Below are 26,175 nucleotides of genomic sequence, written 5' to 3'. Positions count from 1 at the left end.
ATTCACGCAAAGGCGTTGTGTGACGTGATGGAACGCGCGATGATGACGGCATGTCGATCACGAAGGACGCCCCGGATGCCGCAGAGGAGTTCCCCAGCTCCTCGTGGTCGCCGGAGGGTGTGCGCGCGGGCGGCGTCGAGGGCCTGGCGCAACTGCTGGGGGACGTCGGGCACCTCCTCGAGGAGCTCGCGAAGGATCCCGGCGACCTGTTCGAGACGCGGGGGATGACTCGCAGCAGCGTGGTGCACTTGATGCACTCCGAGCAGGTGATCCGTGGGGCGCAGGACGCGCTGGAAGCGCGCACGGTGGTCGCGCTCGACGCCGTCACGCGTCGCGACCGGACGGATGCCGCCCACGACGAGGCCGCCCACGAGGGCTCCGCCGTCCCCTCCTCGAAGGTTCTGGGCGAGCAGGCGCATGGGATCGCACGCCGGGACCATTCGCTCATCACCCGCTGCTCCCCGTCCGCGGCGGGCAGCTCGCTGGCCTCGGCGCGGCGGCTGGTGGCGTCGATGCCGACGATGTTCACGGCGCTGGCGACCCGGAAGGTCTCCGCACAGGTCGCGTACGCGGTCTCCGGGGCGACCTCGGTGCTCGACGACGACCAGCGCCGCGAGGTCGACGCGATCCTGGGTGAGCGGCTGCCGTTCCTCGATGCCGCCGGGGTGAGGCAGTGGCGGGCGGAGGTGGCCACGGCGATCACCGAGCTGGATCCCGAGGGCGCCGCCGTGCGACACCAGCAGGCGCGGAAGGAGCGGAGCCTGACGCTCACTCCGGGACAGCACGGGATGGCGAACCTGACCGCGCACGTCCCGGCCATCGATGCCGCCCTGATGCACAAGCGGATCTCCCTGGAGGCCGAGCGCCGCCGTGCCGAGGGCGCCGACGAGGGTCATGGCGCCCTTGCTGCGGATGCCCTGGTCGACACCGTGCTGGGGCGCGACGGCGCGATGGAATCCGTAGAGCTCGACGTCGGCGTGATCATCACCGACCGCGCTCTGTTCCGCCCCGATGCCGGGGACGCGGCCCAGATCACGGGCTATGGCCCGGTGCCGGCCGAGGCCGTACGGGCTCAGCTGCGTGCGGCCACCGCGCCGCCGAAGGACGCCGACCAGGACCCCCTGGGGGCCGAAGGTCCTGAGGCGCGGGCGGTGATCCGCCGCCTGTACACGCATCCCACGACGGGGGAGCTGGTGGCCGTGGAATCCCGCGCGCGAGCGTTCCCGCCGGCGATGGCCCGCTTCCTGACCTGGCGCGACACCTCGTGCCGGGGCCCGTTCTGCAACGCTCAGAGCCGTCAGAGCGACCACATCACCCCGTACGCCCGAGGCGGACCCACCACCGCGGACAACGGGCAGGACACCTGCGGTCACTGCAATCAGAAGGAGGAGAACACCCTCCGCGTCGAGCGAGTCGACGATCCCGAGCAGCCCGGGCACCGCGTGGCCTGGACAGGCCACTCGGGCGTCACCCGGATGACCTCACCGCGGCCGCTCGTACGGCCGGCGCGACCGGTCGGCACGAGGCCCGATGGCGTGGGCCCTGATGGCGTGAGCCCCGATGGCGAGGGCTCCGATGGCGTGGGAGCCTTTGACGTGATTCCCGATGGCGACACCGTCATCGACGGCGTAGACGGGCCGGGCCCCGCCGGCATCACGAGCGGAGCCGACGGGACGGTGAGCCCCGACGACCGGGCGGACCGCGACAGCTTCCCCGGCCTCACCCATCGTCCTTCTCGGTCGTCGCGCAGGACGAGAGCTGATCGCGAGCGCGCCCGTCGACTCCTGACGGACCGTGCCCCGCGTCGGAGAATCTCCCGCGACGGGAAGAGCACGAGCGACTCGACCGCCCTGGCCACCGAGGCACAGCGGCGTGCCGGGTACTCCGGCCCCCGGACGCGGGGCACGAGGGCACGGCGACGGGGGCCGACCCGCCGGGATGCTGACGACGACGCGCCTTGATGCTCTGCCTGGTCGCGCCGCGCCATGGCTCCGGGTGACGGCCGGCCCATTGCGCCGTCCTGCGACTCCTTCATCGAGTTCCGCTCGTCGTGTTCGGTTCGTGGAGCTCCGCCACGCCGACGCATCACTCCACGCCGTCGGCCTCCAATCGCAGCGCCGCCTGCGCTGCACCGTCCATGACGCCTGACTCCTGCACGCACCGCGCGAACAGCCAGCGTCGAGCCCGCGCAGGGTCCAGCCCGGTCAGCCCCGCCATCCGGTCAGCGAACTCGCCCGGCCGGGCCACCAGACGATCAGGGTCGTTGAGCATGTGCTGCAGCAGGTCGTAGTGGGGATCGCCGACGTACGGCTTCGGATCGATCACCACCCAATCCTGCGCCTCGCCCCTGCCACGGGCCAGCACATTGGACGGGTGGAAGTCGGTCGCCAGCAGCACCTGCTCCCCGTCCCACTCCCGAGGAAGCGAGCGGAACAGCGCCAGGCCGTGGTCGACGAGCTCGGTCGGGAGCAGGGGGTCATGTCGAGGGGGCCCGTGCTCCGGCCGGGAATCGGCGTGCGCCCGAGTCTCGTCGAGTCGCGCCCGCGCCTGTTCGGCCTGCGCCCGTTCGGTCTGAGCCTGTTCGGCCCGCGCCCGATCGGCCCGACCCTGCGCTTCGTCGGCCCACCAGGCGCACATCTGAGACAGGGGGCGCAGGCCCGCCGCCTCGGACACCGGGAGCAGTTCGCTCGGCGGGACCCACATCCGCCGCAGCAGACCGGTCACCACCTCGTCCCGCTCCGGCCAGGTCAACAGCTGGGCGAGCGGCGTCCCCGGCCGCACCTGCTCCATGAGCAGCACCGACGTGTGCCCTCGCAGTTCGCTGTGCAGCACCTCGGCCGCGCCGCGTCCCTGCCACGCCGCCATCCCGAGCGCCTCGTCCCGCGACTCCTCATGGGCCCAGGCGACCTTGAGCACCAGATCCCGACCGTCACCATCACGATGCACCGGCGCGACCCATGCGGCCGAACCACGGGGGGAGAAGGGCTCCGCGACCGACAGCGACCACTCTGCGAGGAGATCCTCGACGATCCCTGGAAGCCCCGCCCGCCAGGCGACGACACCGGGATCCCGGGCCTCGGCCAGCAGCGGCGGCAGGAGGAACCCCGCCACCCGTGCCGCCGCCCCGCCCGAACCGGCCCCATCTGATCTGGCCCCACCTGATCCGGCCCCACCTGATCCGGCCCCGCCTGATCCGGCCCCACCTGATCCGGCCCCGGCCCCGGCCGATCCGTCCCCGACCGACTCGACGTCGTCCGATCCGGTGTCGCCCGAACCTGCAGCGTCCTTCGTGCTCATGGCGCCGTCACCCGCTGCGGCATCGCGAAGTCCGCGCTGGGCGTCTGCACCTGACCGGTCCGCACCAGCGCCGTGCATCGCGGCGTCCCGCCCTCGTCGGGCGCAGCGAGTCGGGCCAGCACGGGCTCGGCCCAGGAGTCGTATCCCGGATCACCCCAGGTGGCGAGCTCCACCGCCTCCGCTCCGGGCACGATCGGATCGGCGCGCACTCGGCCCACCGTCAGCTCGAGGGCGCTCGAGGCCGGATCGGCCGCGGCGTCGTCGAGCGCGTACAACCGTCCGCCGAGCACCGCCAGCCGAGTCCGCCCCCATAGCGAGTCGTAGGTGCCGGCCACGATCCCGGCGACCTCAGCCGCGGTCAGTGCCGAGGCCACCCCGGACACCTCCACCGAGGGCTGCCGGCTCAGCGGTGCAGGGCGCGGCCTGCCGTCGGAGCCGCCGCCCTGGGCGCCCGGCTGCTCCCAGGTCTCCGCCTGCGGCGCCGGTCGGCCGGCCGACAGCGCCAACAGCCCCAGGATCCCCACGGCCAGCTCCGAGCTCGGGGCATCCACCGCCGTGCCGATCACGCTGACGACCAGGCGTTCCGCAGGTGCCACCCAGGTGCGCGAGAGGCCCGTCGGGAACCCGCCGGAATGCCCCACCACCGTGAAGCCGTGCAGGCGCCCCTCCTGCAGTCCCAGCCCGTAGTGCCGGCCGTCCTGCAGGGTCCACACCCGCCGGCGCATCTCCCGCACCGACGTCGACGACAGCAGATCGCCCCCGGCCAGGGTCCGTCCCGCAAAGGTGGCGATCGCCCCGGCGTTCGCCCAGAATCCGGTGGCGGCGGCCAGCGCCCGCGTCGGAACCTGGTCCACCGGGCGCCGTGGGCCGTGCAGCAGCGAGGTGTGCCCGGCGGCGAATCCGTCGGCCGCCTCCGGGCCCGCCGCATCGACCGGCAGGTCGGGGCCGATCCCTTCGACGCCGACGGGCGCCAGCACCAGCTCGTCGACCGCCTCGGCGAAGGACGATCCCGTGATCGCCTCGATGACCAGTCCCAGCAGCCCGTAGCCGATGTTCGAGTACTGCAGGTGCGCCCCCGCCTCGGCCTTCACCGCGCTCGTGCGGGCGATCTCGAGCAGCTGCGCACGATCCGGGAACCGGGTCCCGAGCCGCCACCAGCGCGCGTCGTCCGAGTCACGGGTCAGACCCGCGGCATGGGAGAGCAGGTCACGCAGCGTGCGGTCCGCGACCGAGGAGCCGACGAGCTCGCCGACGTGATCGCCGAGGGCGTCGTCCAGCCGCAGGTGCCCCAGCTCCCGCAGCCGCATGATCGTCATCGCCGTGGCCATCTTCGAGTGCGAGGCGATCCGCAGCCGATGCGTCGGACGCAGCGCGATCCCCGCTCCCAGGTCTGCCTCCCCGACGGCGACCTCCGCCACCAGCTCCCCGTCGTGCCAGATCGCTGCCTGCATTCCGGACTGCTGTCGCAGGTGGCGCGCGGTCTCGAGCCACTGCGGCAGGCAGGCGGCGACGTCGAGGACGGCCCCGCGCGAGATCGCGGCATCGGTGGGTGCGGTGGTCATGGGCGTCTCCTTCGACGGGGGCATGCGGGTCGGACGGGGCCGGCAGGTCGGTCGGATACCGCGCGGTGCGCGAGGTCGACGGGCCCGACGGGCGGAGGGCCCGACCCGTCGCGGCCCGCTACCATTCTCGCGTGAAACCGTTCGTGCAGATCGCCTCCCGCCCCGAGGACGACGTCGCCCTCACGGAACGAGCGTCCGTGCTGTCCTTCTCCGGCCTGGACGAGGACGAGCTGATCTGGGCGCGGCTGGACCGCGATCCCTTTCCCGACCTGCACGCGGAGGACATCTCCGGGATCATCCTGTGCGGCAGCCCCTTCACGGTCTCCGACCCCGCCGGGTCCAAGTCCGCAGCGGAGAAGCGGGCCGAGGCCGAGGTCTTCCGGATCCTGGACCGCATCATCGCGGAGGACATCCCGTTCCTCGGTGCCTGCTACGGCATCGGGACCCTGGGGACCCATCAGGGCGCCGTCATCGATCGCCTCCACGGGGAGCCGCTGGGCGCCATCGAGGTCTCCCTCACCGCTGCCGGACGGGAGGACCCGCTGGTGCTCGAGGCGGGGCTGAGCGGCACCTTCACGGGCCTCGTCGGACACAAGGAGGCCGTGCGCACCCTGCCCGAGCACGCGACCGCGCTCGCCACCGGGGGCACCGCACCGGTGCAGATGTTCCGTGTCGGCACCCGGCAGTACGCCACCCAGTTCCATCCCGAGCTCGACATCCCCTCGATCATCGAGCGGGCCCGTGTCTACCGCGACCACGGGTACTTCTCGCCCGACGAGATGGAGGACATCTTCCTCGCCCTGCGCAGCCGCACCGCCGATGAGCCGCCGCGGCTGCTGCGCGCCTTCGCCCAGCTGTTCGCTCGCTGAGGTCGACGCGCTCGGCCTTCCGAGGCCGACGGGTCCCGCCGGGTACCGCTGGGGTCGACGGATCCGCACACCCTGGGAACGCGCTGTCCCCGGTCGTCCGACGCGCCGTGACGCTCCCACCTCCGTCGCGGCCCCTCCGGTAGCCTCCCGCGTGTGCCCCGATTCACTCCTGAGCAGGTCCGGCGCCGACAGATCGTCGCCGGCGCCCTGGCAGTGATCCTGATCGTGGTCCTCGGCGGCTGCACCGCCGTCGTCATCGGTGCCGTTCGCGGCGGGGGAGAGGAGCCCGTCCCGCAGCGCGCGCCCTTCGAGGCCGACGACGCCGCGATGGAGGTCGCCACCACCGGCTCCGACGCCCGCGCCGTGGAGAATCTCCCCGGCGGCATCACGCTCGGCGAGGACGAGGTGATGGGCATCGACGTCTCCTCCCACCAGGACGAGATCGACTGGGAGAAGGTCGCCTCCGACGGGTTCGCCTTCGCGTACATCAAGGCCACCGAGGGGGCCGGGTACACCGATCCGTCCTTCGCGGCGAACTGGGACGGAGCCAGCGCCGCCGGCATCACCCCCGGCGCCTATCACTACTTCACCCTGTGCTCCTCGGGCGAGGAGCAGGCCGAGGACTTCCTCGCCGCCGCGCCCCCGGACGACTCCGCGCTCCCGCCCGCGCTCGACCTCGAGTTCGACGGCGCCTGCGAGGAGCGTCCCGGCGGGGTCGACGCACAGGCCGAGATCGACGCGTTCACCGCGAAGGTCGAGGAGGCCTGGGGCCGGCGCCTGCTCATCTACTCCTCGAGCGAATGGCGCAGTCACTACGGCCTCCCGGTCACAGAACCGCGGCCCGACTGGCTGTTCTCCGCAGGCGGCCGCCCGCCGCAGGCCGACTGGGCCGTGTGGCAGCTGCGCTTCGACGGGGCGGTCTCGGGGATCGAGGGCGGCGTCGACATCGACGTGGCCCGGATCGAGCAGCTGCGTGAGGGCTCGGAGATCCCGGAGGGCGGGGGCGCGATCGCCCACGAGGTCGGCGAGCAGTAGAAGAGCAGTAGAGAGGCGTGGAGAAGCACTGCGCACGAGCAGCCGCCCTAGCTGCGAAGGGCCGCGAGCACCTCGGTCCAGTGATCGAGCAGCCGCTGCCGCTCGGCGGCATCCCGCAACCGCTCCTGGTGGAGCAGGATCACGGTGTCGCCGGTGTCCTCGAGCAGCGTGACCTCGAACATCGTCTCGTGATCGAGGTGCGGCGGGATCCAGTCCAGCCGTACCCGTCGGCCGATATGGCAGCCGACCACCCGCCCGCGCACCCGGTCCGAGATCCGCAGCGGCGCGCCCACCATCTGCGGGACCGAATCCACCTCCAACCACTGCGGCAGCCAGTCGTCCAGCAGCCGCCGCCACAGCTCCGGGGCGCTCGCGGGCACGGTGCGTCGAACATCCAGCTCCCACCCTGCGTAGCGGGTGAGGCCGACGGGCGAGTGCCTGCTCTCGGTGCGCATACCGCCACCGTAGAGCCGCGTTCGGCTCCGCCTGCCGGCGATCGCCGAGAGTTCGTCACGATGCCGCCGGGGCGTCACCCGGCGGCGATGGCCTCGTCGATCGCGGACCGCAGGGCATCGGGTTCCGCGAGATCCCCGGTGAACTGCTCGCCGTCGATCAGCACCGCCGGGGTGCCCTGGGTGGTCTCGAGCGCCTCGGGCTCGACGACGCCCTGGATCCACGGCAGGTAGGTGCCCTCGGCGATGCACGAGGAGACATCGAGCCCGGTCCCCTCGCTGATCACGGTGGCGAGCTCGTCGTCGGTGAGGCCCTCCTCGCCGGGCTGGTTCTCGAACAGCGCGGCCTCGGCGTCGAACCACTGCTCCGGGTCCTCCGCGTACGCGCAGACGGCGGCGTTCGCGGCGCGCCCGGAGTAGCCGGGCGGCGTCGAGTTCGCGTCGAGCATGGGGCGCGGGTGCATGCGCAGGGTGATCTCACCGTCGCGCGCCAGCTGGGTGAGGTCCTCGCCGTGCATCTCGTGGAAGGTGGCGCAGTGCGGGCAGAGGAAGTCGACGTAGACGTCCACCACCGGTCCGTCGGCCGAGCTGCTGACCTCGAGGTACGGCTGGTCCTCGGCGACGCCCGGGGGCAGTGACAGCTCCTGGGAGGAGCCCGAGGAGGATCCGCCCCGGTCGTCTCCGTCCTCGCCGCCGGAGGCGACCAGGAACCCGCCGAGGACGAGCGCGAGCACGATGATGAGCACGAGGCCCAGGCATGCGACGGCGGCGATGATCGCGACGATGAGCGGGGTGCGGGAACGGTCCGGGGCCATGAGGGGAGCCTATCGACTCCCGATGAGGCAGGCTGGTCCCCTCGCACCGAGGAGGAGGACGACATGACGCGCTGGAGAACCCGGCCCGAACGCCCCGACGACGCGCCGGCGATCCGTGCCGTGACCACCGCGGCCTTCCCCACCCCGGAGGAGGCGGATCTGGTCGAGGCGCTGCGAGCGGACCCGGCGGCATGGATCCCGGAGCTGTCCACGGTGGCCTGCGACGAGGACGGCCGCGTCGTCGCCCACGCGCTGCTGACCCGCGCGAGCGTCGGGGGAGAGCCGGCGCTGGCTCTCGCCCCGTGCGCCGTGCTGCCCGCCCTCCAGCGGCGCGGAGCGGGATCCGCCGCGATCCGAGCGGGCCTCGAGGCCGCGCGGGCGCAGGGCGAGAACCTGGTCGTGGTGCTCGGCCACCCGGCGTACTACCCCCGCTTCGGATTCACCCCGGCCTCCGGCGTCGGCATCACCGCTCCTTTCCAGGCGCCGGACGAGGCGTTCCTGGCCCTCGCCCTGGACCCGGCGCGACCAGCACCGTCCGGTGCGATCGTCTACCCGGCCGCCTTCGGGGTGTGAGCGTGCCCCTCCCGCCTCTCCTCCCGCTGCGCTCGGTGCACATGCACACGCTCGCCCCCGCCGATCTCACGACCTGGCCCGCGACCCTGCCGCCGGTGCGCCAGCTGCTCCTGGACGGCGTGGAGCTCGGCCCGGCCACGGTGCTCACCGGCGACAACGGCGCCGGGAAGTCCACGATCATCGAGGCGATCGCCGGGGCGTACGGGCTGAACGCCGAAGGCGGCGGCACCGGCGCCATGCACACCACGCGTGTCACCGAGTCGCCGCTGGCGGAGCACCTCCAGCTCGTGCGCGGCGCAGGTGCGTCGAAGACGGGATTCTTCCTGCGCGCCGAGACCATGCACTCGCTGTTCACGTATTACGAGGAGATCGGGATCGGCGGGGTGATGCACGAGCGCAGCCACGGGGAATCGTTCCTCGAGATCGTCTCCGAGCGCTCGCGCATCGGCGGCCTGTGGCTGCTGGACGAGCCGGAGTCGGCCCTGTCGATCAGCGGCTGTCTCGCGCTGCTCGGACTGCTGGGCGAGCTGGTCGGCTCGGGTGCCCAGGTCATCCTGTCCACCCACTCCCCGGTCCTCGCGGCGATGCCCGGCGCCGACCTGTACGAGGTCGGCCAGTGGGGGCTGCGCCCCACGGCGTACGACGACCTCGAGCTGGTGCGCACCTGGCGCAGCTTCCTCGACGCCCCGGCGCGGTTCCTGCGCCACCTCGACTGAGCTCGAGGGAGCCGACTCAGGGCTGCAGGCGGTGCCGCTGCCAGGTGCCGTCGGAAGCGAGCTCGTAGGCGATCCGATCATGGAAGCGGTTCTCGCGCCCCTGCCAGAACTCCATCCGGTCCGGCACCAGGCGCAGACCACCCCAGGAGGAGGGTCGCGGTACCTCGACGCCCTCGAACCGGGCCGCGACCTCCTCGTACTGCGCATCGAGCGCGGCACGGGAGTCGACCGGATCCGACTGGTGGGAGGCCCACGCCCCCAGCTGCGAGCCGCGCGGACGCTGGGCCCAGTAGGCATCGGACTCCGCCGCAGGCAGGTGCTCGACGCTCCCCTCGATCCGCACCTGGCGCTGCAGCGCGTACCAGGGCAGCAGCATCGCCGCCTGCGGGGTGGCCTGCAGCTCCGCGGCCTTGGGGGAGGCGAGATTCGTGTAGACGACGAAGCCGCTCGCGTCATGGCCCTTCAGCAGCACGGTGCGCGAACGGGGGCGCGGGGCCCCGTCGGACCCGAACGCCACGGTGGACAGCACCACGGCCGACGGGTCCGTGAGATCGCCGCGCTCGGTGCGCCGCGCGAAGGCGTCGTCCATCCAGACGTCGAACAGGGCCAGCGGGTCCGCGGGGGCGTCGTCGGCCAGGGAATCGGTGAGAAAGTCGCGGTGCTCCCGGGCGAGATGGTCGGTCATGGTGGAGATCCTAGGTCTCCTCGGGCGGGACTGCTCGGGAGTGCTCGGGACTGCACGGGATCGCTCAGCCGAGGCTCGAGGGCTCGCCGTCGGCGATGGCGCGCAGCGCGGCCAGGTGCGCCTCGACGGCGGCGCGCCCGTCGGGAGTGAGGGCGACCCAGGTGAGGCGGCGGGCGTCGGAGCGCTCGGGAGAAGTCTCCTTGCGCAGTCGCACCAGATCGGCCTCGGCCAGCACCGTGAGGTTCTTGGAGAGGTGGGCGTCGCGCAGCGAGAGCGTGTCGCGGACGACGGAGAACTCGACCTCGTCCACCTGTCGCAGCAGGCCGCAGATGCGCAGCCGCACCGGGGCATGGATGACCTCATGGAAGGCGGGTTCCGGGGAGTGGTTCACGGCCGAGCCGACGGGGGGCGGGCCAGCTCGGTGCGCAGGGCGTCGTCGTAGCGTCGGCCCAGGACGAGGGTCGCGAGGGCGACGACGACGGCGGGGAGCAGTGCCCAGGTGGGGGAGGAGCCCGTGAGCTTGAGAGCGGTGCTGCTGACCAGGCCCAGCATCATGAGGCAGACCAGCACGACCAGGAGGCGCCGGCTGCGCGGGCCGACGGGCCGTGTGGCGGAGACGCCGGCGTGACGGGTGTAGGTCACCACGAGCAGGGTCAGGCCGAGCAGAGCCAGGGGCAGGACGATGAGACCTCCGTTGCCCGGCAGCGCTTGCGAGCCGATGATGACGGCCACGATCAGCGCGAGGATCGGGTGGTACCACCAGGGAGTGATGACGCTTTGTGCCAGCAGTGCGCCGTCCGCGTCGAGAGCGTCCAGGGCGGTGCGCGCCTCGGCCGTGCTCGGGGCGTCGCGGTCGGCGGGCTCGGGGGACCGGGCTGCGGCGGCATCACTTTCCATGGAGGAAAGTCTACACATCGGTTGCCGATGTGGAAAAGGATGAGTGGCGGCGCCGGCTCAGGCGACGGCGAGGCGGCGGAGCCCGTGGCCCCGACGCCGGTGCGCGCCGCGCCGGCGACGGGAGGACTCGCGGGCGGGTCGAGGCGTCTCGGGCGTGCCCGTGATCTCCACGGTGGTCGGGTCCAGGCCGCGCTCGGCGGCGCCGGCCCGGGCGGCGCGCACGGCGTGCAATGCCTCGACGTCACCCCAGGCGGCGGGGAGCGGGCGGTAGTCGATCAGGTCGTCGGTGGTGGCTCGGGTGCGGCTGGTGGCGATGGTCGCGTTCTTCATGTCTTCACGATCGCGCCGGGGAGGGGGCCGGCGCGTCCGACGGGGAGCGCGGGCCCGTCATCCCGCGGGTGGATTCCGGGGGTGGAGGCCGCGACCGGGGGTGGAGCCGGTCGGTTCGCAGGAGACGAGGTCTGGCATCCTGGCACCATGGCCGAGACCTGGAGGTCCACGTCGTCCGAGGCCGCGCTCCCGATCGAGGCGGTCGTCGTCGACCTTGACGACACGCTGTTCGACCACCGCAGGTCTGCGCGTCTCGGGCTGTTCGCCTTCCTCGAGCGGCGGGGAGCGCCTCCCCTCGAGCGCCTCGCCGACGAGTGGGAGAACACGGCCGCCGAGCTCATGCGACGTCGTCTGGCCGGCGAGTTCGGGAGGACCGAATACCGCCGGCGAAGGATCCTGCACCTGCTGGAGCAGGTGCAGGAGACGAGCGGCCGGGGGTCGATGCCGCAGGACGAGGCGGCCCTCGATGCGCTCTACACCGAGTACGTCGACGTCTACGAGGCCTCCTGGGTGGGATTCCCGGACGCGGTGCCGTTCCTCTGTGGACTGCGCAGCGCGAACGTCCCTGTCGCCGTGCTGACGAACGGGCCCGACGATCGGCAGCAGCGGAAAATGCGTGCTCTCGGCTGTGAGGAACTCGTGGTGGGGACGTTCTCCAGTGACACGATCGGGTGCCGCAAGCCCGATCCGCGGGCATACCTGACGGTGTGTGAGGCGCTCGGAACGGCGCCGCCGCGGGTCCTGCACGTGGGGGACGATCCCGAGCTCGACATGCACGGCGCCGTCGCCGCGGGACTGCAGGCCGTGCACCTGGACCGTGGGGGAGCGACGGGGACGGACCCGCATCGCGTCGAGGGGCTCGAGATGCTCGTGCCGCTCGTGCTGTCGGCGGGCAGCGGATCATGAGCGACCGATCGACGGCGGGCGGAAACCTGCTCGAGTCCGAGCGCCTCCTGCTGCGGTCCTGGCGCGTCGAGGAGGCCGCGATCCACCGTGAGCTGTGGATCGAGCGCGACCCCCGCGTCCCGGCGCACCGGCGGATCGACGCCGACGGTCGCCCCTCCGTCGCCGATCTCGAGGACCGGATCCGACGGACCGACGCGACGGCCGGGCTCGGCCTGCCCGCCCTCGAGCGCAAGACCGAGGGGGACGTGATCGGCTACTGCGGCCTGGTCGAGGGCGGCCCCGGCGCGTACGCGCTGGATCCTGACCATCCCGGCCCGAGATCGCCTTCGAGCTGCTGCGTCGGGCGCAGGGGCAGGGGTACGCGACCGAGGCCGCCCGCGCTGTCGAGCAGTGGGCACGGGAGACCGGGATCGAGCGCCTGCACGCGACCGTCTGGGCCTGGAACTCGACCTCGCTCCGCGTGCTGGGAAAGCTGGGTTTCGTCACCACGCGCACGCTCGCCCCCGAGGGTGGGCACGGCGACCTGCTGGTCACCACGAAGGTGCTCCGAGACCTCCCCGCGACGGGGCGCTGACCCGGCGCGCGGTCAGCGCACCATGCGCAGTTCCCGGATCCCGCCGAGGTGCTCCTCGACCTGGGTGGCGCCGTCGGCCGCGAAACCGAGCTTCTCGTAGAAGCGCCTGGCCCGCGGGTTCTCCTCGGCGACCCAGACGCTCGCCGGGCCCTCCTCGAGGATCGCCTCGGCGAGGGCGCGACCGAGCCCGGTGCCGAACCAGGCCTCGTCGATGTACAGCGCCCAGAGCTCACGGGGCCGCGGCGCCTCGTCGTCACGAGACTGTCCGGCCCAGGCGAAGCCGATCGGAGTGCCGTCCGCGTCACGGCCGATCTGCAGTCGATGCTCGGGCGACTGCTGCGAGAGGATCCCGGTCCACTGCGCGGTGCGTCGCTCGACCGCCTCCTGCCCGAACCACCGCTCGCCCTCGATCAGATGCGCGTAGGCGACCTCCCAGCCGCGCACGTGGATCCGGGCGAGGGCCTCGGCGTCCTCGGGGCGCGGGGTGTCGAGCGTGAAGTCGGGGGAGGGGTCGGTGCTCATGCCCCCGATTCTGCCGGGCGATGCAACGGGTCACAGGCACCCGGGGGTCCTCGCGCAGCGGGGGATGCATGGTCGCTCGGGAAGGCCTTATGCTCGCCATAAGTTCCGCTTCGGGTGTGAGATCCCGGAGCACCCGACGAAAGGTGCGACATGTCGATGTTCCTGCTCGAGATCGAGCCCGCCTCCGCCACCCGCGACGGCAGCCAGGCCGTCCTCGACGCCCTGCTCCGTGTTTCCGGGAACTCCACTGACTCCACTGACTCCACTGACTCCGGAGACTCCGGGAACAGCGCCGTGGGCGAGCTCATCGAATCCCAGGTCGCCGCCGACCACTCCCGGCTGTTCACCATCGTGGAGGCCGAGTCCGCCCAGGCCGCCGGGACGCTCTCCGCGGCACTCGGTGACGTGGCCGCCGCCGTCGAGGGGCCCGATGAGGTGCGCCTGGTCGGTGCGGAGCTCGAGGACATCAAGGCGCTGCGTCGCGGAGCCGGATATCTCGTCGAGTGGGACATCCCCGCCGAGATCACGATGGAGAAGTACCTGGCGCGCAAGAAGGCGAACGCCCCCAAGTACGCGCAGGTGCCCGAGACGTCGTTCCTGCGCACCTACGTGCGCGAGGACACCGCCAAGTGCCTGTGCTTCTACGACGCGCCCGACGAGGACGCCGTGGTCCGCGCCCGCGAGGCCGTCGAGACCCCGATCGACCGCATCTGGGCCCTCGGCGCGATCGACCTCGGGGCGAAGAGCTCGTGACCGCCGCGGCGCTCGCGGTCGCCGAGCGCACCGGCCTGGGACTGGCGGAGCTCCCCGCGGCAGCACTGCCGGTGCTCGACGAGGCGGGCGAGCGCGCCCGCGCCGTCGACCGCGAGGCCGCTGACCCCTGGGACACCCTGCGTGCGCTCGGGCAGCACGGCCTGCTCTCCTCGCCCCTGCCGCTCCAGGTCGAGGTGGTCCACGCCCTCGCGCGCCGCTGCACCGCGACGGCGTTCTCCCTGTGGGGCCACCGCTCCGCCCTCGAATACCACGCCGTCACCGGGACGGCGGCTCCCGACGGCGCCGAGGCCGGCACCCTCGCGCTCGCCTCCGGCATGGCCCCCGCCTACAAGGAGGAGGCCGGACTCGGCGAGATCCCCCTGGTCGCCACGGATCGGGCCGGCGGCGCGGTCTCCGTCAGCGGCGTCCTGCCCTGGTGCTCGAACCTGCGGCCCGGCTCCTGGATCGTGCTGCCCGTGCGGTTCGAGGACGGCCGACGCGCGATCGTGCGCGTCGCGCGGGGCGCCGCGGGCGTCACCGTCAAGCCCCTGGTCGGGCTCGCGGCGCTCGACGGCACGTCCTCCGGCGTGCTCCGTCTGGAGCAGGTCGCCGTGGCGCCGCACGACGTGCTCACCGAGGACGTCCCCGCGTTCCGCGACCGTGCCCGCGCCGCCTTCCTGCTGCTCCAGAGCGGGATGTGCCTGGGCCTCGCAGGAGCGGCGCTCGATGCCGCCGAGACCGCCGCGGACCCCGTCGCCCGGCGGGTCCTCGCCGGGGAGCTCGACGCCGGTCGCGAGGACTGGGAGGCCCTGCGCGAGGACCTCGTGCGCGCTGTCGAGGGAGCGGAGGGCGCGACGGACCCGGCCGGTGCGGGAGGCGCGGCAGATGCCGCGGGTGCCGCGGGTGCCGCGGACGCCCCCGGGGCCCAGCTGGTCGCGGTGAGGCTGGAGACCGCCCTGCTCGCCGGGCGCGCTACCCGGCTCGAGCAGAAGACGGTCGGCGGTCGCGGCTACGCGCTGGGCTCGGACACCTCTCGACGCGCCCGCGAGGCGGCCTTCCTGCCCGTGCAGTCCCCGACCGAGATCCACCTGCGCCATCTCCTCGCCGGGACGGGCGAGGAACCCCGGAGCGGGACATGACCCACCTCGCCCTGCGCCAGGTGACGCGATGGCACCCGGGGGCATCGGGGCCCGTGCTGCAGGGCCTCGACCTCGAGGTCGACGAGCACGAGACGCTCTGCGTGCTCGGCGCCTCCGGGGCCGGCAAGTCGACCCTGGTGCGCCTGCTCGCCGGGCTCGAGGAGCCCCAGGACGGCGTCGTCGACCGCGGCGTCGACGCCCGTCGTCCCGCCCTCGTTCCGCAGTCCCCGGACCTGTTCCCCTGGCTGACCGTCGCCGAGAACGTCGGGCTCGGAGGCCGCTACGCCGCGAACGCGGGGCGAGCCGGGCCCGGGCAGGTGGCCGAGCTGCTGACCTCGCTCGGTATCGCGGAGCTCGCTGCGTCCCTGCCCGCCGAGCTCTCCGGCGGGCAGGCCCAGCGCGTCGCCCTCGGTCGCGCGCTCGCCGTGGACCCGGGGGTGATCCTGCTCGACGAGCCGTTCTCCGCCCTCGATCCCGCGATCCGCGCCGACCTGCAGGTGTGGCTGCGCGAGGTGCTCACCGCGGTGCGGACCGCCGCGGTGCTGGTCACCCACGACGTCGACGAGGCGCTCGCGGTCGCCGACCGCATCGTCTACCTCGACGGGCCGCGCGGCATCACCGCCCAGTGGGTCCCGCGCGAGGAGGGCACCACCCGGGAGCAGATCCTGGCGCACTACCGCGCCGGCTCCCTCGGAGCGACGGCGTGAGAGCCGGGCCGAGCCGTCGGTCCCTGCTCGGTGCGGGCGGCACCCTGCTGCTGTCCGGCGCCGCCGGGGCCGGGCTGGGGCTCGGCGCACGGCGCGGCGAGGCCGCCCCGGTGGACCCCGAGAGCCCGCTGCGGATCGCCTACCTGCCGATCACCGACGCCGCCCCACTGCTGATCGCCCATGCCCGCGGCTACTTCGCCGAGGAGGGGATCGAGGTCGCCGAGCCCGTGCGCCTGCGCTCCTGGGCCTCCATGGGGGAGACCCTGCTGGGCGGCAGCGCGGACGTGGTCCACCTGCTGTTCCCGATGGCGCTGCAGATGCGCCTGGACCTCGGGGCGGACATCCGCGTGCTCGGGGCGAACCACGTCGACGGGTCGGCGCTCACCCTCGGTCGCGAGGTGCCGGAGGTCGGCGCGCTCGCCGGCCGCACGATCGGGATCCCCGCCTGGTTCTCGATCCACAACGTCATCGTCCAGCAGATGCTTCGCGCCGAGGGACTCACCCCCGTCGTGCGCCGCACGCCCTCGCGGGAGCGCGGCGAGGTCACCCTGGTGCCGATGGCGCCCTCCGACATGATCCCCGCCCTGGACGCCGGCTCCATCGGCGGCTACACCGTCGCGGACCCCTTCAACGCGATGGCGGAGGGGAAGGACGTCGGCGTCATCGGGCGGTTCCTGGGCGATGTGTGGCGCTCCCACCCGTGCTGCGTGACCGTCGCGACCGGAGGCCTGCTGCAGCGGCCCCCGGAGCAGATCCAGGCCGTCGCCGACGCCCTCGTGCGCGCCCAGCGCGACTGTCGGGAGGACCGCGAGGCCGTCGCCGCCGAGCTCTCCGGCCGGTACCTGCCCCAGCCGCTGCCCGCGATCACCGCCGCGCTGAACCGGCCCGATGCCGGCCATGCCCACGTCGAGCACCCCGCCTGGCACGGCGAGACCATCGACTTCACCCCCGTGCTGCGACCCGGTTTCACCACCCGGCTGGTCGAGGAGATGCGGACGACGCTGCTGGACGCCCCGCTCGGCGCGCTCGAGCGGATCGACGCCGAGGACGCCCACGGCCTGGTCGTCGACGACGCGGCGCTGCGCGATGCCGCCCGTCGCCTGGACCCCGCGTCCCTGACCGGCCTCGAGAACCCCGAGGAGATCGACCCATGAGCATCGCCCCCACGGATCTCGAGGCCGACGCCGCACCCGGGGCGGCCGGCGCCGAGCGCCCCGCCGGTGCGCAGCGCGCCGCGCCCTGGGCCTGGGGGCTGGTCGGCGCCGCCGCGACGGTCATCGCCTGGTGGGCCGCGACCGCCGTCGGCGGCGTCGGCAGCCCGATGCTCGCCGCCCTGTCCCCGTGGAGGGTCCCCGAGGCGCTGGTCTCCCTGCTGTCCACCGGAGTGCTGCTCCAGGACCTGCTGACCAGCACCGGCCGGCTCCTCCTGGGGCTCCTGATCGCTGCGGCGGCCGGGATCCCGCTCGGAGCGCTGATCGGGATGCACCGCCCCACCCGCTGGGCGAGCGCGGGGCCGGTGCAGTTCGTGCGGATGATCTCGCCGCTGTCCTGGGCGCCGGTGGCCGTGGCGCTGCTCGGGGTCGGGTCCGCACCGGTGGTGTTCCTGGTGGCCGCCGCCGCGATCTGGCCGATCCTGCTGGGGACCTCGGCCGCGGTGGCCTCGATCGACCAGCGCTTCGTCGCCGTCGCCCACACCCTGGGGGCGCGCCGCGGGGAGATCCTGCGCACCGTCGTGATCCCCTCCGTGCGGCCCGCGGTGCTGCAGTCGGTGCGCCTGGCCCTCGGGATCGCCTGGGTGGTGCTGGTGCCTGCCGAGATGCTCGGCGTCACCAGCGGCCTGGGCTACGAGATCCTCAACGCCCGCGACCGCCTGGCCTACGACGAGATGCTGGTGGTGATCCTGGTGATCGGCGCGCTCGGCGCCGCGATCGATGCTCTGGCCCGGCTGCTGCTGAGCCCCCGACGTCCCGCGCGCTGAGATCGGCGCGCCGGCTCGCCCAGCTCATCTCCCCGGCTCGCCCAGCTCACCTCGCCGGGTCGCCGAGCTCGACGCCGGTGGCCTCCCGCACCTGCTCGCCGCTGACGCCCGGAGCGGTCTCGACCAGCACCAGACGCGGCTGCTCCGCCGTGCCGGCCACGTCGATCACCGCGAGGTCGGTGATGATCCGGTTCACCACGTTCTTGCCGGTCAGCGGCAGAGTGCACTCGGGCAGGATCTTCGGCGCCCCGTCGCGGGAGGTGTGCTGCATCAGCACGATCACATGCTTCGCCCCGTGGACCAGGTCCATCGCGCCGCCCATGCCCTTGACCATCTTGCCGGGCACCATCCAGTTGGCGAGATCGCCCCGGGCGGAGACCTGCATGCCGCCGAGCACGGCGACGTCGAGCTTGCCGCCGCGGATGATCCCGAAGCTGGTCGCCGAGTCGAAGAAGCTCGCCCCCGGCAGCACCGTGACCGTCTCCTTGCCGGCGTTGATGAGGTCGGGGTCGACGTGCTCCTCGTCGGGATAGGGGCCCACCCCGAGGATCCCGTTCTCGGACTGCAGCACCACGGTGCGGCCGGGGGGGATGTGGTTCGGGATCAGCGTCGGCATGCCGATGCCGAGGTTCACGTAGGCCCCATCGGGCAGGTCCTGCGCGGCGCGCGCCGCCATCTGCTCGCGATCCCAGCCGACCTGCTCGTTCGGCGGGATCTGTGCGTTCTGTGCGTCCTGGCTCATGAGTCCGCTCCCTCCGTGGTGCGCACCGTGCGCTTCTCGATCCGCTTGACGATGTCCGTCCCGACCTCCACCACCCGGTGCACGTACACGCCGGGCAGGTGGACGGCGTCGGGGTCGATCCCGCCGGGTTCGACGAGCTCCTCGACCTGGGCGATGCAGATCTTCCCGGCCATGGCGGCGGGGGGCGAGAACTGCCGGGTCGCCTTGTTGAACACGAGGTTGCCGTGGCGGTCCCCGCGCAGGGCGTGGACCAGGGCGAAGTCGGTGACGATCGATTCCTCGAGCACGTACTCCAGCGGTTCCGAGTCGCCGAGGGAGAAGACCCGCACGTCCTTGGGCGGCGAGGAGGTCGCGATCCCGCCCCGGCCGTCGTACTTCATCGGCAGCCCGCCCTCGGCGATCTGCGTGCCTGCCCCGGAGCGGGTGTAGAAGGCGGGGATGCCGGAGCCGCCGGCGCGCAGCTTCTCGGCGAGCGTGCCCTGCGGGACCAGCTCGACCTCGAGCTCGCCCTCGAGGTACTGGCGGGCGAACTCCTTGTTCTCGCCGACGTACGACGAGGTCATCTTCGCGATACGACCGGCGCCCAGCAGCAGGCCGAGCCCCCAGTCGTCGACACCGCAGTTGTTGGAGACCACCGAGAGGGAGCCGGCTCCCTGCTCCAGCAGCGCTGCCAGCAGCTGGACGGGGTTGCCGGAGAGTCCGAAGCCGCCGACGGCGAGGGTGGCGCCGTCGGGGACGTCGGCCACGGCCTCGGCCGGGGTGGCGACCGTCTTGTCCATGCTCATCGTGCAGTCCTCCTGGATCGGATCGTCGTCGCCCCGTCGTCGCCGCGCGTGCTCCGGGGTCGGCCTCCCGCCGTCCGCGGCCTCGTCCGCGAGAGCCGAGCGGCTACGAGCCACGATACGGGGCGTGCTCGTCGGATCGTCCTTGCATTTCCCCCTAAGTACATAGGACGCTTAGTATCGGTAAAGCCGGTCGTCGCGCTCGGCCTCCGCCGTCGCCGCGACCCCGCCCACGGATACCGTCATCGAAGGAGATCTCCGTGCCTGAGGCCGTCATCGTCGCCGCCCACCGCTCACCCATCGGCCGCGCCCGCAAGGGTTCGCTCAAGGACGTCCGTCCGGACGATCTCGTCGCCCAGATGATCCGCGCCGCCCTGGACTCGGTCCCGCAGCTCGACCCGACCACGATCGACGACCTGCAGCTGGGCTGCGCGATCCCGGAGGGCTACCAGGGCGGGAACCTCGCCCGCACCGTCGGCGTGCGCCTGGGGCTGGATGCCGTGCCCGGTGCGACCGTCACCCGCTTCTGCGCCTCCTCGGTCCAGACCACCCGCGCCGCCTTCCACGCGATCCGCTCCGGCGAGGCCCGCGCCGTGATCTCCGCCGGCGTGGAGTCGATCTCGATGAGCTCCGGCAGGCTCGTGGACGAGGACACCCGCGACCCGCTGTTCCAGCAGGCCTGGGAGCGCACCGCGCAGCGCGCCTCCCGCGAGATCCCCGCCCCGTGGCACGACCCGCGCGAGGACGGCGAGCTGCCGGATGCGTACATCGCCATGGGCCAGACCGCCGAGAACGTCGCCGAGCTGCGCGGCATCAGCCGCCAGGCGCAGGACGCCTTCGCCGTGCGCTCCCAGAACCGCGCCGAGGCCGCGAAGGCATCGGGCTTCTTCGCGCGCGACATCACCCCGGTCGCCCTGGCCGACGGCAGCGTGGTCAGCGCCGACGACTCCCCGCGCGCCGGGGTCACCGCCGAAGCCGTCGGGGGCCTGGACCCGGTGTTCCGCCCCGACGGCACGGTCACCGCCGGCAACTGCTGCCCGCTGAACGACGGCGCCGCCGCACTGGTGGTGATGGAGGCCGACTACGCCGCCGAGCTCGGCATCACACCCCTGGCCCGCATCGTCGCCACCGGCGTCTCCGGCCTCAGCCCCGAGATCATGGGCCTGGGACCGGTCGAGGCCACCCGCCGCGCCCTGAAGAGCGCGGACATGAGCATCGACGACATCGACCTCGTCGAGCTCAACGAGGCCTTCGCCGCCCAGGTGATCCCCGCGGCCGAGGACCTCGGCATCGACCACGACCGGCTCAACGTCCACGGCGGCGCGATCGCGCTCGGACACCCCTGGGGCTCCACCGGCGCCCGCATGACCACCACCCTGCTGCACGGCCTGCAGGAGCGCGAGGACCGGTTCGGCCTCGCCACGCTCTGCGTCGGCGGCGGCCAGGGCATGGCCCTCATCATCGAAAGGATGTCCTGATGACCACCGCCACCTCTGACTCCGTCAGCACCGAGCGCGCCGTCGTCTCCGCGCCCGACGCCTCCGCCTCGACGCCGGCGGAGCTGCTGCCCCCGGAGGCCGACCACTTCGCCCTGTTCCAGGACGTGGCCGGCGAGGACCTCGCAGCCTGGGCCGCCGCCCGCTCCCTGGCCGACGAGGTGCTGCCGCGGATCAACGACTGCTGGGAGCGGGGGGAGTACCCCAGGGACCTGATCGGCCGGCTCGGCGAGCTCGACCTGCTCACCGACGGGCTCGACGTGCCCGGTCACCGCACCCTCACGCCGCTGGGGACCGGCCTGGTGAACATGGAGCTCTCGCGCCTCGACGGGTCCGTGGGCACCATGGTCGGCGTCCAGGGCGGCCTCGCCCTGCGCTCGATCATGCTGCTGGGCTCGACGGAGCAGAAGCAGCGCTGGGCCGAGCCGCTGGTGACCGGCCGCGAGCACGCCGGCTTCGCCCTCACCGAGCCCGACCACGGTTCCGACTCCGTGTCCCTGGAGACGGTGGCGCGGCGCGACGGGGACTCCTGGGTGCTCCGCGGCGAGAAGCGATGGATCGGCAACGGCGCGGGCTGTGACCTCACGGTGGTGTGGGCCCGCGTTCAGGACGAGTCCCAGCCGGAGCTGGACGGCCAGGTCAGCGGGTTCCTCGTCGACCAGGTGCTGCCCGGCTACGCGGCCGAGGTGATCCGCGGCAAGGTCGCCCTGCGCGCCATCGACCAGGCCCACATCACGCTGACCGACGTGAGCATTCCGCTGGACGCCCGCCTGCCCGGCGCCCGCTCCTTCAAGGACACCTCGAAGGTCCTGTTCGCGACCCGCGCCGGGGTGGCCTGGGGCGCCCTCGGCCACGCGATCGCCTGCTACGAGGCGGCGCTCGAGCACGCCCAGAAGCGGATCCAGTTCGGGCGACCGCTGGCCAAGGCCCAGCACGTCCAGGTGCGGCTGGCCTCGATGCTGCAGACCCTGACCTCCATGCAGCTGTACTGCGTACGGATCGCGGAGCTCGAGGCGAGCGGGACCATCCGCCCCGAGCAGGCCTCGCTGGCCAAGGTGCACAACTCCCGCGCCGCCCGAGAGATCGCCTCCGAGGCCCGCGATCTCCTCGGCGGCTCCGGGATCCTGCTGGAGAACCGCGTGGTGCGCCACCGCAGCGACCTCGAGGCCCTGCACACCTACGAGGGCACCGACACCATGCAGTCGCTCATCGTGGGCCGGTCGATCACGGGGGTGAGCGCCTTCGCGTGACCCGTGACTTCGCCCCCGACCAGGAGACGCCCCCCATGACCGAGACCGCCGACCCTCGCTTCCCCGTCCTGCACCGCGTCCACCCCCGCGGCTGGCTCAACGACCCCAACGGGATCCTGCGCACCGAGGACGGGCGGTGGCACGTCTTCTTCCAGTTCAACCCGGCCTCCGCGCGGCACGAGACCATCCACTGGGGGCACATGTCCTCCCCGGACCTGGTCAGCTGGCGCGAGGAGCCGCTGGGGCCGAGCCCCCGTCCCGGCGAGGCCGATCAGGACGGCTGCTGGAGCGGTGTCGGCCTGATCGATCGCACCGAGGACCCCGGCGGCGTGCCGACCCTGATCTACTCCGGCGTCGACGGGGTGGAGAACCAGCTCGCCCGCGTCGTCGTCGCCCGTCTGGACGAGTCCGCGACCGAGCTGGTCGAACCGGGCGTCGTCGCGGCGGACGTCCCACCGATCCCCGGCCTGATCGGCGTGCGCGACCCCTTCGTCCTCTCCCTCGGCGGCCGGCGCTGGGCGATCCAGGGCGCCGGGACCCGCGAGGGCGAGGAGCACGTGCCCGCGATCCTGCTGTACTCCTGCGACGACCTCGAGCGCTGGGAGCACGTCGGCCCGCTGGTGCGCGGCGATGACGCGGTCGCCGCCGAGCACGCTCCCGCCGACCTCTGGGAATGCCCGCAGCTGGTGCAGCTCGACGGACGCTGGGTGCTGCTGCTGTCGCTGTGGCGGCATCCCGACCGCGCAGAGCGCTCCACGATCCAGGTGAACTACCTGGTGGGCGACATGGCGGCGGGCGCCGACGGCATGGCGCAGTTCCTGCCGTCGACGGGCGGCCAGGTCGACCTCGGCCCCGACTTCTACGCCCCGCAGGCCGTCGTCGACGGCGACCGGGTGCTGCTGTGGGGCTGGTCCTGGGAAGGTCTCGAACGCACCCAGGAGCAGACCGACGCGCAGGGCTGGGCCGGGACGCTCACGTTCCCCCGCGAGCTGCGTCTCGACGGGGACCTGCTGCTCGCGCGGGTCCCGGACGAGCTGAGGGCGCTGCGTGGGGACCGTCTCGAGATCACGGACGGGGAGACGCTGGATCTTCCGGTCCCGGCACGTGCCGAGGCCCGTGTCCGAGGGGCCGTGCGGGTCGAGATCGTCGGCCCCGATGGTCGAGCCACCGAGGTGCTCGCGGTCGACGACGGCCCGGCCACCGTGTTCCTGGACGGCAGCCTGCTCGAGCTCATCCCGGACGGCGCCACCCCACGCACGATGCGGATCTACCCCGACGTCGGGGACACGATGCGGGTGCGCGGCGAGCTCGAGGTGGCCTGGCTGCTGGAGCGGCCCGACGGGAGGAGCTGACGGCAACGGGGAGAGGTGCCCTTCCCCCGGCCGAGCGATGGACGCCAGCCGCTCAGAGACTGCCCAGCGGCAGCAGTTCCTCCAGCTCGGCTCGCCAGGGATCGAGGTCCCAGCCCTGGGCCGCGACCCAGTCGTCGTCGAAGTAGGTGTCGGTGTAGCGGTCGCCGGGATCGCACAGCAGGGTCAGCACCGAGCCGGTCTCACCGCGCTCGCGCATCTGCGTGACCAGCCGCGCGACCGCCACCAGGTTCGTGCCCGTGGACGCGCCGACCCGTCGGCCGAGTCGCTCGGAGAGGTATCGGGCCGCCGCGACCGAGGCCGCATCCGGCACCCGGATCATGCGGTCCACGACGCCGGGCACGAAGCTCGGCTCCACCCGCGGACGGCCGATGCCCTCGATCCGCGAACCGGCCTCGGTGGTGACGGTCGGGTCGCCCTCCACCCAGCCGTCGAAGAAGGCGGAGTTCTCCACATCGGCGACGCACAGCCCGGTGGGCAGGCGGCGGTAGCGCAGGTAGCGGCCGAAGGTCGCGCTGGTGCCCCCGGTGCCGGCACCGACCACGATCCAGCGCGGCACCGGATGAGGCTCCAGCTCCAGCTGGCCGAAGGCGCTGACCGCGATGGAGTTGTTGCCCCGCCAGTCGGTGGCGCGCTCGGCGTGGGAGAACTGGTCGAGGAAGAGCCCGCCCAGCTCGTCGGCCAGGCGCTGCGCCTCGGTGCTCATGTGATCGGCGCGCTCGACGACGTGGCAGCGCCCGCCCGCCGCTTCGATCAGCGCGACCTTGCGGGAGCTGGTGCCCCGCGGGATCACCGCGATGAACGGGATCTCCAGGATCCGCGCCATGTGCGCCTCGCTGACCGCCGTCGAACCCGAGGACGCTTCGATCACCGGCATCCCGGGTCGCAACCACCCGTTGACCAGGGCGAACAGGAACAGGGAGCGGGCCAGGCGATGCTTCAGACTGCCAGAGACATGGGCGGACTCGTCCTTGAGGTACAGCTGGATGTCCCATGAGGCGGGCAGGTCGAGGGTGACCAGGTGCGTATCGGCGGAGCGGCGGTCGTCGGCCTCCAGCCGGTGGATCCGCTCGGCCACCCAGGCCCGCAGAGAATCGTCGCTGCGGTCCACGTCCTCGAGCTGCGCCAGCCCCGTCTCCTCATGGTGCATAGGGCGACGGTACCGGGGGTCGGCGCCCTTCCGGCCCGTGTGGCGGGCGTGTGCCGGCCCGGAGCAGCTCGACCGTGCGGGCATCGTCCCAACGGGCGAGCGCGAAGAAGGCGCAGGGCAGCAGGATCGTGGCGGCAGCGCGAAGCAGCAGGGAGGAATCGTGCGGGACGGAGCTCAGCACGATCGCCATCACGCCGATGAAGACTGCGAGCGAGGATTATCACTGTGCTATCTTGCATGTGAACCTCTTTACCTCTGACGATATGTCGCTTTAGTGTTCCCGAAATATTCGAGACGCAAATTGTTTCCCGGAAAGGAAATTGTGAGAAGCAGGGATTTGCTTCGCGCCCCACTGCTGTTCATCGTGGCGCTTTCTGCGGTCGCTCTAGCCGCTTCGCCAGCAGTGGCCGAACCTTCGGATGGCGGCGAGCCCGACGCGCCCCCGCCACCACATTCGACGGGACCCGAAGGGCGGTATATTCAGGCGGACTCCCCCGAAGGGGCGGAGGCGAAGTTTGCTGCAATCGAAGAAGAAGAGTCCGGCGACAGTACTCCAGAGGCGAAGCGGCAAGCAGCCGTGAGGTACGGCCCTTGCACTTTAAGCGTGCAGGGAGTTTACCTGCGAAAATCGATTCAGTATAACTCCGTCGGTTTCAAAACGTATACGAAGTGTTCAACGGATGTAACATCAATCCGGCATGATATGCGACTGCAAGAGAAGCAAGGGCTCTTGTGGAAAGAAAATGTCCCGACTTCAGGGTCATCCAACATCAACCACGGCGCTGCGGCGCTGAGCAGTAAGGGTACTGCCTTCCTGTGTCCTTCGAAAGACACCGATCGCTGGTGGTCGGGGTCGGCCAAGGGGAAGGTCGTGTACAACGGGGAAACTTACTACTCGACCGGAGTCGCTCCCGTTAGCCAAGCCAAAATTCCGTGCTCCTCATGAATTCAGCCTCAACAGTTGTCCATCTAGTTTTCCGTGAGGTGCCATCCTCGCGTGAAGCAGACTTTGGGCCGAACCATCCGCTACTCGGAGCGGTCACGCGCGAAGACCGAGCAGTGGAAATTGAGTTCGCGGAACCAGACGCCGGCATTCACTGGCAAACTTTCGGCGTCGCAGACGGCCCGCTGCCCAGATCTCAGCACCGCGTCTGGGTCGTCGTTTCGGGAGGGGTCTGGGAGGCGGACGCACGGGAGGACCCCGCGCCGCTGGCCGTATTTGTTTCACGTGAGGTTGCGCACGCATGGGTGGAAAAACATACAGACCTGGACAACAAATTTTTAGTCTGGATTATCTCCGTCGATTCAGTTGACCTTTCCGCACCGCAATGGGAGGATGACACTCACGAATCGTGAACTACCTTGAATGAAGACTGGTCGAGCAAGATTCTCTGCCGCTGTTGAGAACGCGCAGGCTCTCGTGTGAGAGGTCCGTTACAGGCCACCCCGTGATCGACCACCCGTCGATACCGGGCAACCTGTGCCTAGGCGAGCCGCGACCTCATCGAACGGGCAATCACTCCACAAGTGCGACGTCATCCACGTATTGCGTACTGCGATAGAGCACTTGCACCA

27 protein-coding genes and 1 pseudogene are annotated in these 26,175 nt (G+C 72.1%); 16 read left to right on the top strand and 12 right to left on the bottom strand.

Annotated features, from left to right (window positions below; translation table 11 throughout):
* The first annotated feature begins 50 nt into the window (after positions 1–50).
* The gene (locus tag BH708_RS12425) at positions 51–1,961 is read left to right on the top strand and encodes an HNH endonuclease (RefSeq protein WP_076809098.1); all 1,911 of its coding nucleotides are present in this window, start codon (positions 51–53) and stop codon (positions 1,959–1,961) included.
* Between the two features lie 124 nt (positions 1,962–2,085).
* Here BH708_RS12425 and BH708_RS12420 read toward each other — a convergent pair whose 3' ends face one another.
* Positions 2,086–3,111 carry an aminoglycoside phosphotransferase family protein gene (locus BH708_RS12420; RefSeq protein WP_076809096.1) on the bottom strand — a complete coding sequence of 342 codons (1,026 nt, stop codon included), beginning with the start codon at positions 3,109–3,111 and terminating at the stop codon, positions 2,086–2,088.
* 182 nt (positions 3,112–3,293) lie between these two features.
* A complete protein-coding gene (locus BH708_RS12415; RefSeq protein WP_253705317.1) occupies positions 3,294–4,859 on the bottom strand; it encodes a serine hydrolase in 1,566 nt (521 codons plus the stop codon).
* A 131-nt stretch (positions 4,860–4,990) separates the two neighbouring features.
* Here BH708_RS12415 and BH708_RS12410 point away from each other — a divergent pair, with 131 nt between their 5' ends.
* Together BH708_RS12410 and BH708_RS12405 are read left to right on the top strand one after the other, a co-directional pair.
* Complete coding sequence (locus BH708_RS12410; RefSeq protein ID WP_076811230.1) at positions 4,991–5,728, top strand: glutamine amidotransferase; 738 nt, start codon at positions 4,991–4,993, stop codon at positions 5,726–5,728.
* A gap of 153 nt (positions 5,729–5,881) precedes the next feature.
* On the top strand, positions 5,882–6,763 hold the full coding sequence (locus BH708_RS12405) for a glycoside hydrolase family 25 protein (RefSeq protein ID WP_076809092.1): 882 nt from the start codon (positions 5,882–5,884) through the stop codon (positions 6,761–6,763).
* Positions 6,764–6,810: 47 nt separating this feature from the next.
* Here BH708_RS12405 and BH708_RS12400 read toward each other — a convergent pair whose 3' ends face one another.
* Both BH708_RS12400 and BH708_RS12395 read right to left on the bottom strand, forming a co-directional pair.
* Entirely contained in the window at positions 6,811–7,218 is a 408-nt protein-coding gene (locus tag BH708_RS12400) for a hypothetical protein (protein ID WP_076809090.1), read from the bottom strand.
* 74 nt (positions 7,219–7,292) lie between these two features.
* Complete coding sequence (locus tag BH708_RS12395; protein WP_076809088.1) at positions 7,293–8,030, bottom strand: thioredoxin domain-containing protein; 738 nt, start codon at positions 8,028–8,030, stop codon at positions 7,293–7,295.
* Positions 8,031–8,093: 63 nt separating this feature from the next.
* Between BH708_RS12395 and BH708_RS12390 the strand changes: the two genes are divergently transcribed.
* Positions 8,094–8,603 (top strand): GNAT family N-acetyltransferase, encoded by a 510-nt coding sequence (locus BH708_RS12390; protein ID WP_076809086.1) that lies wholly within the window; start codon positions 8,094–8,096, stop codon positions 8,601–8,603.
* A gap of 2 nt (positions 8,604–8,605) precedes the next feature.
* Positions 8,606–9,319, top strand: coding sequence for an AAA family ATPase (locus tag BH708_RS12385; RefSeq protein ID WP_371329802.1), 714 nt, complete (start codon positions 8,606–8,608; stop codon positions 9,317–9,319).
* A gap of 16 nt (positions 9,320–9,335) precedes the next feature.
* On the opposite strand, the gene pdxH is transcribed toward BH708_RS12385, so the two are convergent.
* The 4 genes from pdxH to BH708_RS20020 all read right to left on the bottom strand — a co-directional run bounded on the left by pdxH (position 9,336) and on the right by BH708_RS20020 (position 11,231).
* Positions 9,336–10,004, bottom strand: a complete 669-nt coding sequence (pdxH, locus tag BH708_RS12380) for a pyridoxamine 5'-phosphate oxidase (RefSeq protein WP_076809084.1) — start codon at positions 10,002–10,004, stop codon at positions 9,336–9,338.
* Positions 10,005–10,068: 64 nt separating this feature from the next.
* Complete coding sequence (locus BH708_RS12375) at positions 10,069–10,395, bottom strand: transcriptional regulator (protein WP_076809082.1); 327 nt, start codon at positions 10,393–10,395, stop codon at positions 10,069–10,071.
* Positions 10,392–10,901, bottom strand: coding sequence for a hypothetical protein (locus BH708_RS12370; RefSeq protein WP_076809080.1), 510 nt, complete (start codon positions 10,899–10,901; stop codon positions 10,392–10,394). Before BH708_RS12370 ends, BH708_RS12375 begins: the two co-directional genes overlap by 4 nt.
* 57 nt (positions 10,902–10,958) lie before the next feature.
* A complete protein-coding gene (locus BH708_RS20020; protein WP_076809078.1) occupies positions 10,959–11,231 on the bottom strand; it encodes a hypothetical protein in 273 nt (90 codons plus the stop codon).
* Between the two features lie 147 nt (positions 11,232–11,378).
* Between BH708_RS20020 and BH708_RS20015 the strand changes: the two genes are divergently transcribed.
* Together BH708_RS20015 and BH708_RS20370 are read left to right on the top strand one after the other, a co-directional pair.
* Complete coding sequence (locus BH708_RS20015; protein WP_076809076.1) at positions 11,379–12,137, top strand: HAD family hydrolase; 759 nt, start codon at positions 11,379–11,381, stop codon at positions 12,135–12,137.
* Between the two features lie 319 nt (positions 12,138–12,456).
* Positions 12,457–12,561: pseudogene (locus tag BH708_RS20370) on the top strand (GNAT family N-acetyltransferase); the annotation flags it as partial.
* A gap of 162 nt (positions 12,562–12,723) precedes the next feature.
* On the opposite strand, the gene BH708_RS12350 reads toward BH708_RS20370, so the two are convergent.
* Positions 12,724–13,233, bottom strand: coding sequence for a GNAT family N-acetyltransferase (locus BH708_RS12350; RefSeq protein ID WP_076809074.1), 510 nt, complete (start codon positions 13,231–13,233; stop codon positions 12,724–12,726).
* A gap of 150 nt (positions 13,234–13,383) precedes the next feature.
* On the opposite strand from BH708_RS12350, the gene BH708_RS12345 reads away from it, so the two are divergent.
* Genes BH708_RS12345 through BH708_RS12325 form a run of 5 tightly spaced genes read left to right on the top strand, consistent with a single transcriptional unit; the run spans position 13,384 to position 17,810 of the window.
* On the top strand, positions 13,384–13,986 hold the full coding sequence (locus BH708_RS12345; protein ID WP_076809073.1) for a DUF4242 domain-containing protein: 603 nt from the start codon (positions 13,384–13,386) through the stop codon (positions 13,984–13,986).
* A complete protein-coding gene (locus tag BH708_RS12340) occupies positions 13,983–15,125 on the top strand; it encodes an acyl-CoA dehydrogenase family protein (RefSeq protein ID WP_076809070.1) in 1,143 nt (380 codons plus the stop codon). The genes BH708_RS12345 and BH708_RS12340 overlap by 4 nt, the downstream gene beginning before the upstream one ends.
* The gene (locus BH708_RS12335; RefSeq protein ID WP_076809068.1) at positions 15,122–15,832 is read left to right on the top strand and encodes an ABC transporter ATP-binding protein; all 711 of its coding nucleotides are present in this window, start codon (positions 15,122–15,124) and stop codon (positions 15,830–15,832) included. Before BH708_RS12340 ends, BH708_RS12335 begins: the two co-directional genes overlap by 4 nt.
* A complete protein-coding gene (locus BH708_RS12330) occupies positions 15,829–16,986 on the top strand; it encodes an ABC transporter substrate-binding protein (protein WP_076809066.1) in 1,158 nt (385 codons plus the stop codon). The genes BH708_RS12335 and BH708_RS12330 overlap by 4 nt, the downstream gene beginning before the upstream one ends.
* The gene (locus BH708_RS12325; RefSeq protein ID WP_076809064.1) at positions 16,983–17,810 is read left to right on the top strand and encodes an ABC transporter permease; all 828 of its coding nucleotides are present in this window, start codon (positions 16,983–16,985) and stop codon (positions 17,808–17,810) included. Before BH708_RS12330 ends, BH708_RS12325 begins: the two co-directional genes overlap by 4 nt.
* Positions 17,811–17,856: 46 nt before the next feature.
* Here the strand turns inward: BH708_RS12325 and BH708_RS12320 are convergent, their stop codons facing one another.
* Entirely contained in the window at positions 17,857–18,552 is a 696-nt protein-coding gene (locus BH708_RS12320) for a CoA transferase subunit B (RefSeq protein WP_216639468.1), read from the bottom strand.
* Positions 18,549–19,337 (bottom strand): CoA transferase subunit A, encoded by a 789-nt coding sequence (locus BH708_RS12315; RefSeq protein WP_076809062.1) that lies wholly within the window; start codon positions 19,335–19,337, stop codon positions 18,549–18,551. The genes BH708_RS12320 and BH708_RS12315 overlap by 4 nt, the downstream gene beginning before the upstream one ends.
* Positions 19,338–19,594: 257 nt before the next feature.
* Here BH708_RS12315 and BH708_RS12310 point away from each other — a divergent pair, with 257 nt between their 5' ends.
* From BH708_RS12310 to BH708_RS12300, 3 genes are read left to right on the top strand one after another with little or no spacing between them, the layout of a single operon-like run.
* Entirely contained in the window at positions 19,595–20,812 is a 1,218-nt protein-coding gene (locus BH708_RS12310) for an acetyl-CoA C-acetyltransferase (RefSeq protein ID WP_076809061.1), read from the top strand.
* The gene (locus tag BH708_RS12305) at positions 20,812–22,080 is read left to right on the top strand and encodes an acyl-CoA dehydrogenase family protein (RefSeq protein ID WP_083713554.1); all 1,269 of its coding nucleotides are present in this window, start codon (positions 20,812–20,814) and stop codon (positions 22,078–22,080) included. Before BH708_RS12310 ends, BH708_RS12305 begins: the two co-directional genes overlap by 1 nt.
* Positions 22,081–22,115: 35 nt before the next feature.
* Entirely contained in the window at positions 22,116–23,432 is a 1,317-nt protein-coding gene (locus BH708_RS12300) for a glycoside hydrolase family 32 protein (RefSeq protein WP_076809060.1), read from the top strand.
* 52 nt (positions 23,433–23,484) lie between these two features.
* Here the strand turns inward: BH708_RS12300 and BH708_RS12295 are convergent, their stop codons facing one another.
* The gene (locus tag BH708_RS12295) at positions 23,485–24,600 is read right to left on the bottom strand and encodes a PLP-dependent cysteine synthase family protein (protein ID WP_076809059.1); all 1,116 of its coding nucleotides are present in this window, start codon (positions 24,598–24,600) and stop codon (positions 23,485–23,487) included.
* A gap of 1,059 nt (positions 24,601–25,659) precedes the next feature.
* Between BH708_RS12295 and BH708_RS19840 the strand changes: the two genes are divergently transcribed.
* Positions 25,660–25,956 (top strand): hypothetical protein, encoded by a 297-nt coding sequence (locus BH708_RS19840; protein WP_157235931.1) that lies wholly within the window; start codon positions 25,660–25,662, stop codon positions 25,954–25,956.
* Positions 25,957–26,175: the final 219 nt, after the last annotated feature.

It is taken from the genome of Brachybacterium sp. P6-10-X1, assembly GCF_001969445.1.
In the GTDB taxonomy this organism is placed as follows: Bacteria; Actinomycetota; Actinomycetes; order Actinomycetales; family Dermabacteraceae; genus Brachybacterium.
Note: the sequence above shows the minus strand (reverse complement) of the source record. Positions and strands in the feature narration are given on the sequence as shown.

What these genes read in the sequence shown, in the direction of transcription:
- BH708_RS12425 (WP_076809098.1), top strand. Translation starts at nt 51, where the DNA reads ATGTCGATCACGAAGGACGCCCCGGATGCCGCAGAGGAGTTCCCCAGC.
- BH708_RS12415 (WP_253705317.1), bottom strand. Translation starts at nt 4,859, where the DNA reads ATGACCACCGCACCCACCGATGCCGCGATCTCGCGCGGGGCCGTCCTC.
- BH708_RS12400 (WP_076809090.1), bottom strand. Translation starts at nt 7,218, where the DNA reads ATGCGCACCGAGAGCAGGCACTCGCCCGTCGGCCTCACCCGCTACGCA.
- BH708_RS12395 (WP_076809088.1), bottom strand. Translation starts at nt 8,030, where the DNA reads ATGGCCCCGGACCGTTCCCGCACCCCGCTCATCGTCGCGATCATCGCC.
- BH708_RS12390 (WP_076809086.1), top strand. Translation starts at nt 8,094, where the DNA reads ATGACGCGCTGGAGAACCCGGCCCGAACGCCCCGACGACGCGCCGGCG.
- pdxH (WP_076809084.1), bottom strand. Translation starts at nt 10,004, where the DNA reads ATGACCGACCATCTCGCCCGGGAGCACCGCGACTTTCTCACCGATTCC.
- BH708_RS12370 (WP_076809080.1), bottom strand. Translation starts at nt 10,901, where the DNA reads ATGGAAAGTGATGCCGCCGCAGCCCGGTCCCCCGAGCCCGCCGACCGC.
- BH708_RS20020 (WP_076809078.1), bottom strand. Translation starts at nt 11,231, where the DNA reads ATGAAGAACGCGACCATCGCCACCAGCCGCACCCGAGCCACCACCGAC.
- BH708_RS20015 (WP_076809076.1), top strand. Translation starts at nt 11,379, where the DNA reads ATGGCCGAGACCTGGAGGTCCACGTCGTCCGAGGCCGCGCTCCCGATC.
- BH708_RS12350 (WP_076809074.1), bottom strand. Translation starts at nt 13,233, where the DNA reads ATGAGCACCGACCCCTCCCCCGACTTCACGCTCGACACCCCGCGCCCC.
- BH708_RS12345 (WP_076809073.1), top strand. Translation starts at nt 13,384, where the DNA reads ATGTCGATGTTCCTGCTCGAGATCGAGCCCGCCTCCGCCACCCGCGAC.
- BH708_RS12335 (WP_076809068.1), top strand. Translation starts at nt 15,122, where the DNA reads ATGACCCACCTCGCCCTGCGCCAGGTGACGCGATGGCACCCGGGGGCA.
- BH708_RS12325 (WP_076809064.1), top strand. Translation starts at nt 16,983, where the DNA reads ATGAGCATCGCCCCCACGGATCTCGAGGCCGACGCCGCACCCGGGGCG.
- BH708_RS12320 (WP_216639468.1), bottom strand. Translation starts at nt 18,552, where the DNA reads ATGAGCCAGGACGCACAGAACGCACAGATCCCGCCGAACGAGCAGGTC.
- BH708_RS12315 (WP_076809062.1), bottom strand. Translation starts at nt 19,337, where the DNA reads ATGAGCATGGACAAGACGGTCGCCACCCCGGCCGAGGCCGTGGCCGAC.
- BH708_RS12305 (WP_083713554.1), top strand. Translation starts at nt 20,812, where the DNA reads ATGACCACCGCCACCTCTGACTCCGTCAGCACCGAGCGCGCCGTCGTC.
- BH708_RS12300 (WP_076809060.1), top strand. Translation starts at nt 22,116, where the DNA reads ATGACCGAGACCGCCGACCCTCGCTTCCCCGTCCTGCACCGCGTCCAC.
- BH708_RS12295 (WP_076809059.1), bottom strand. Translation starts at nt 24,600, where the DNA reads ATGCACCATGAGGAGACGGGGCTGGCGCAGCTCGAGGACGTGGACCGC.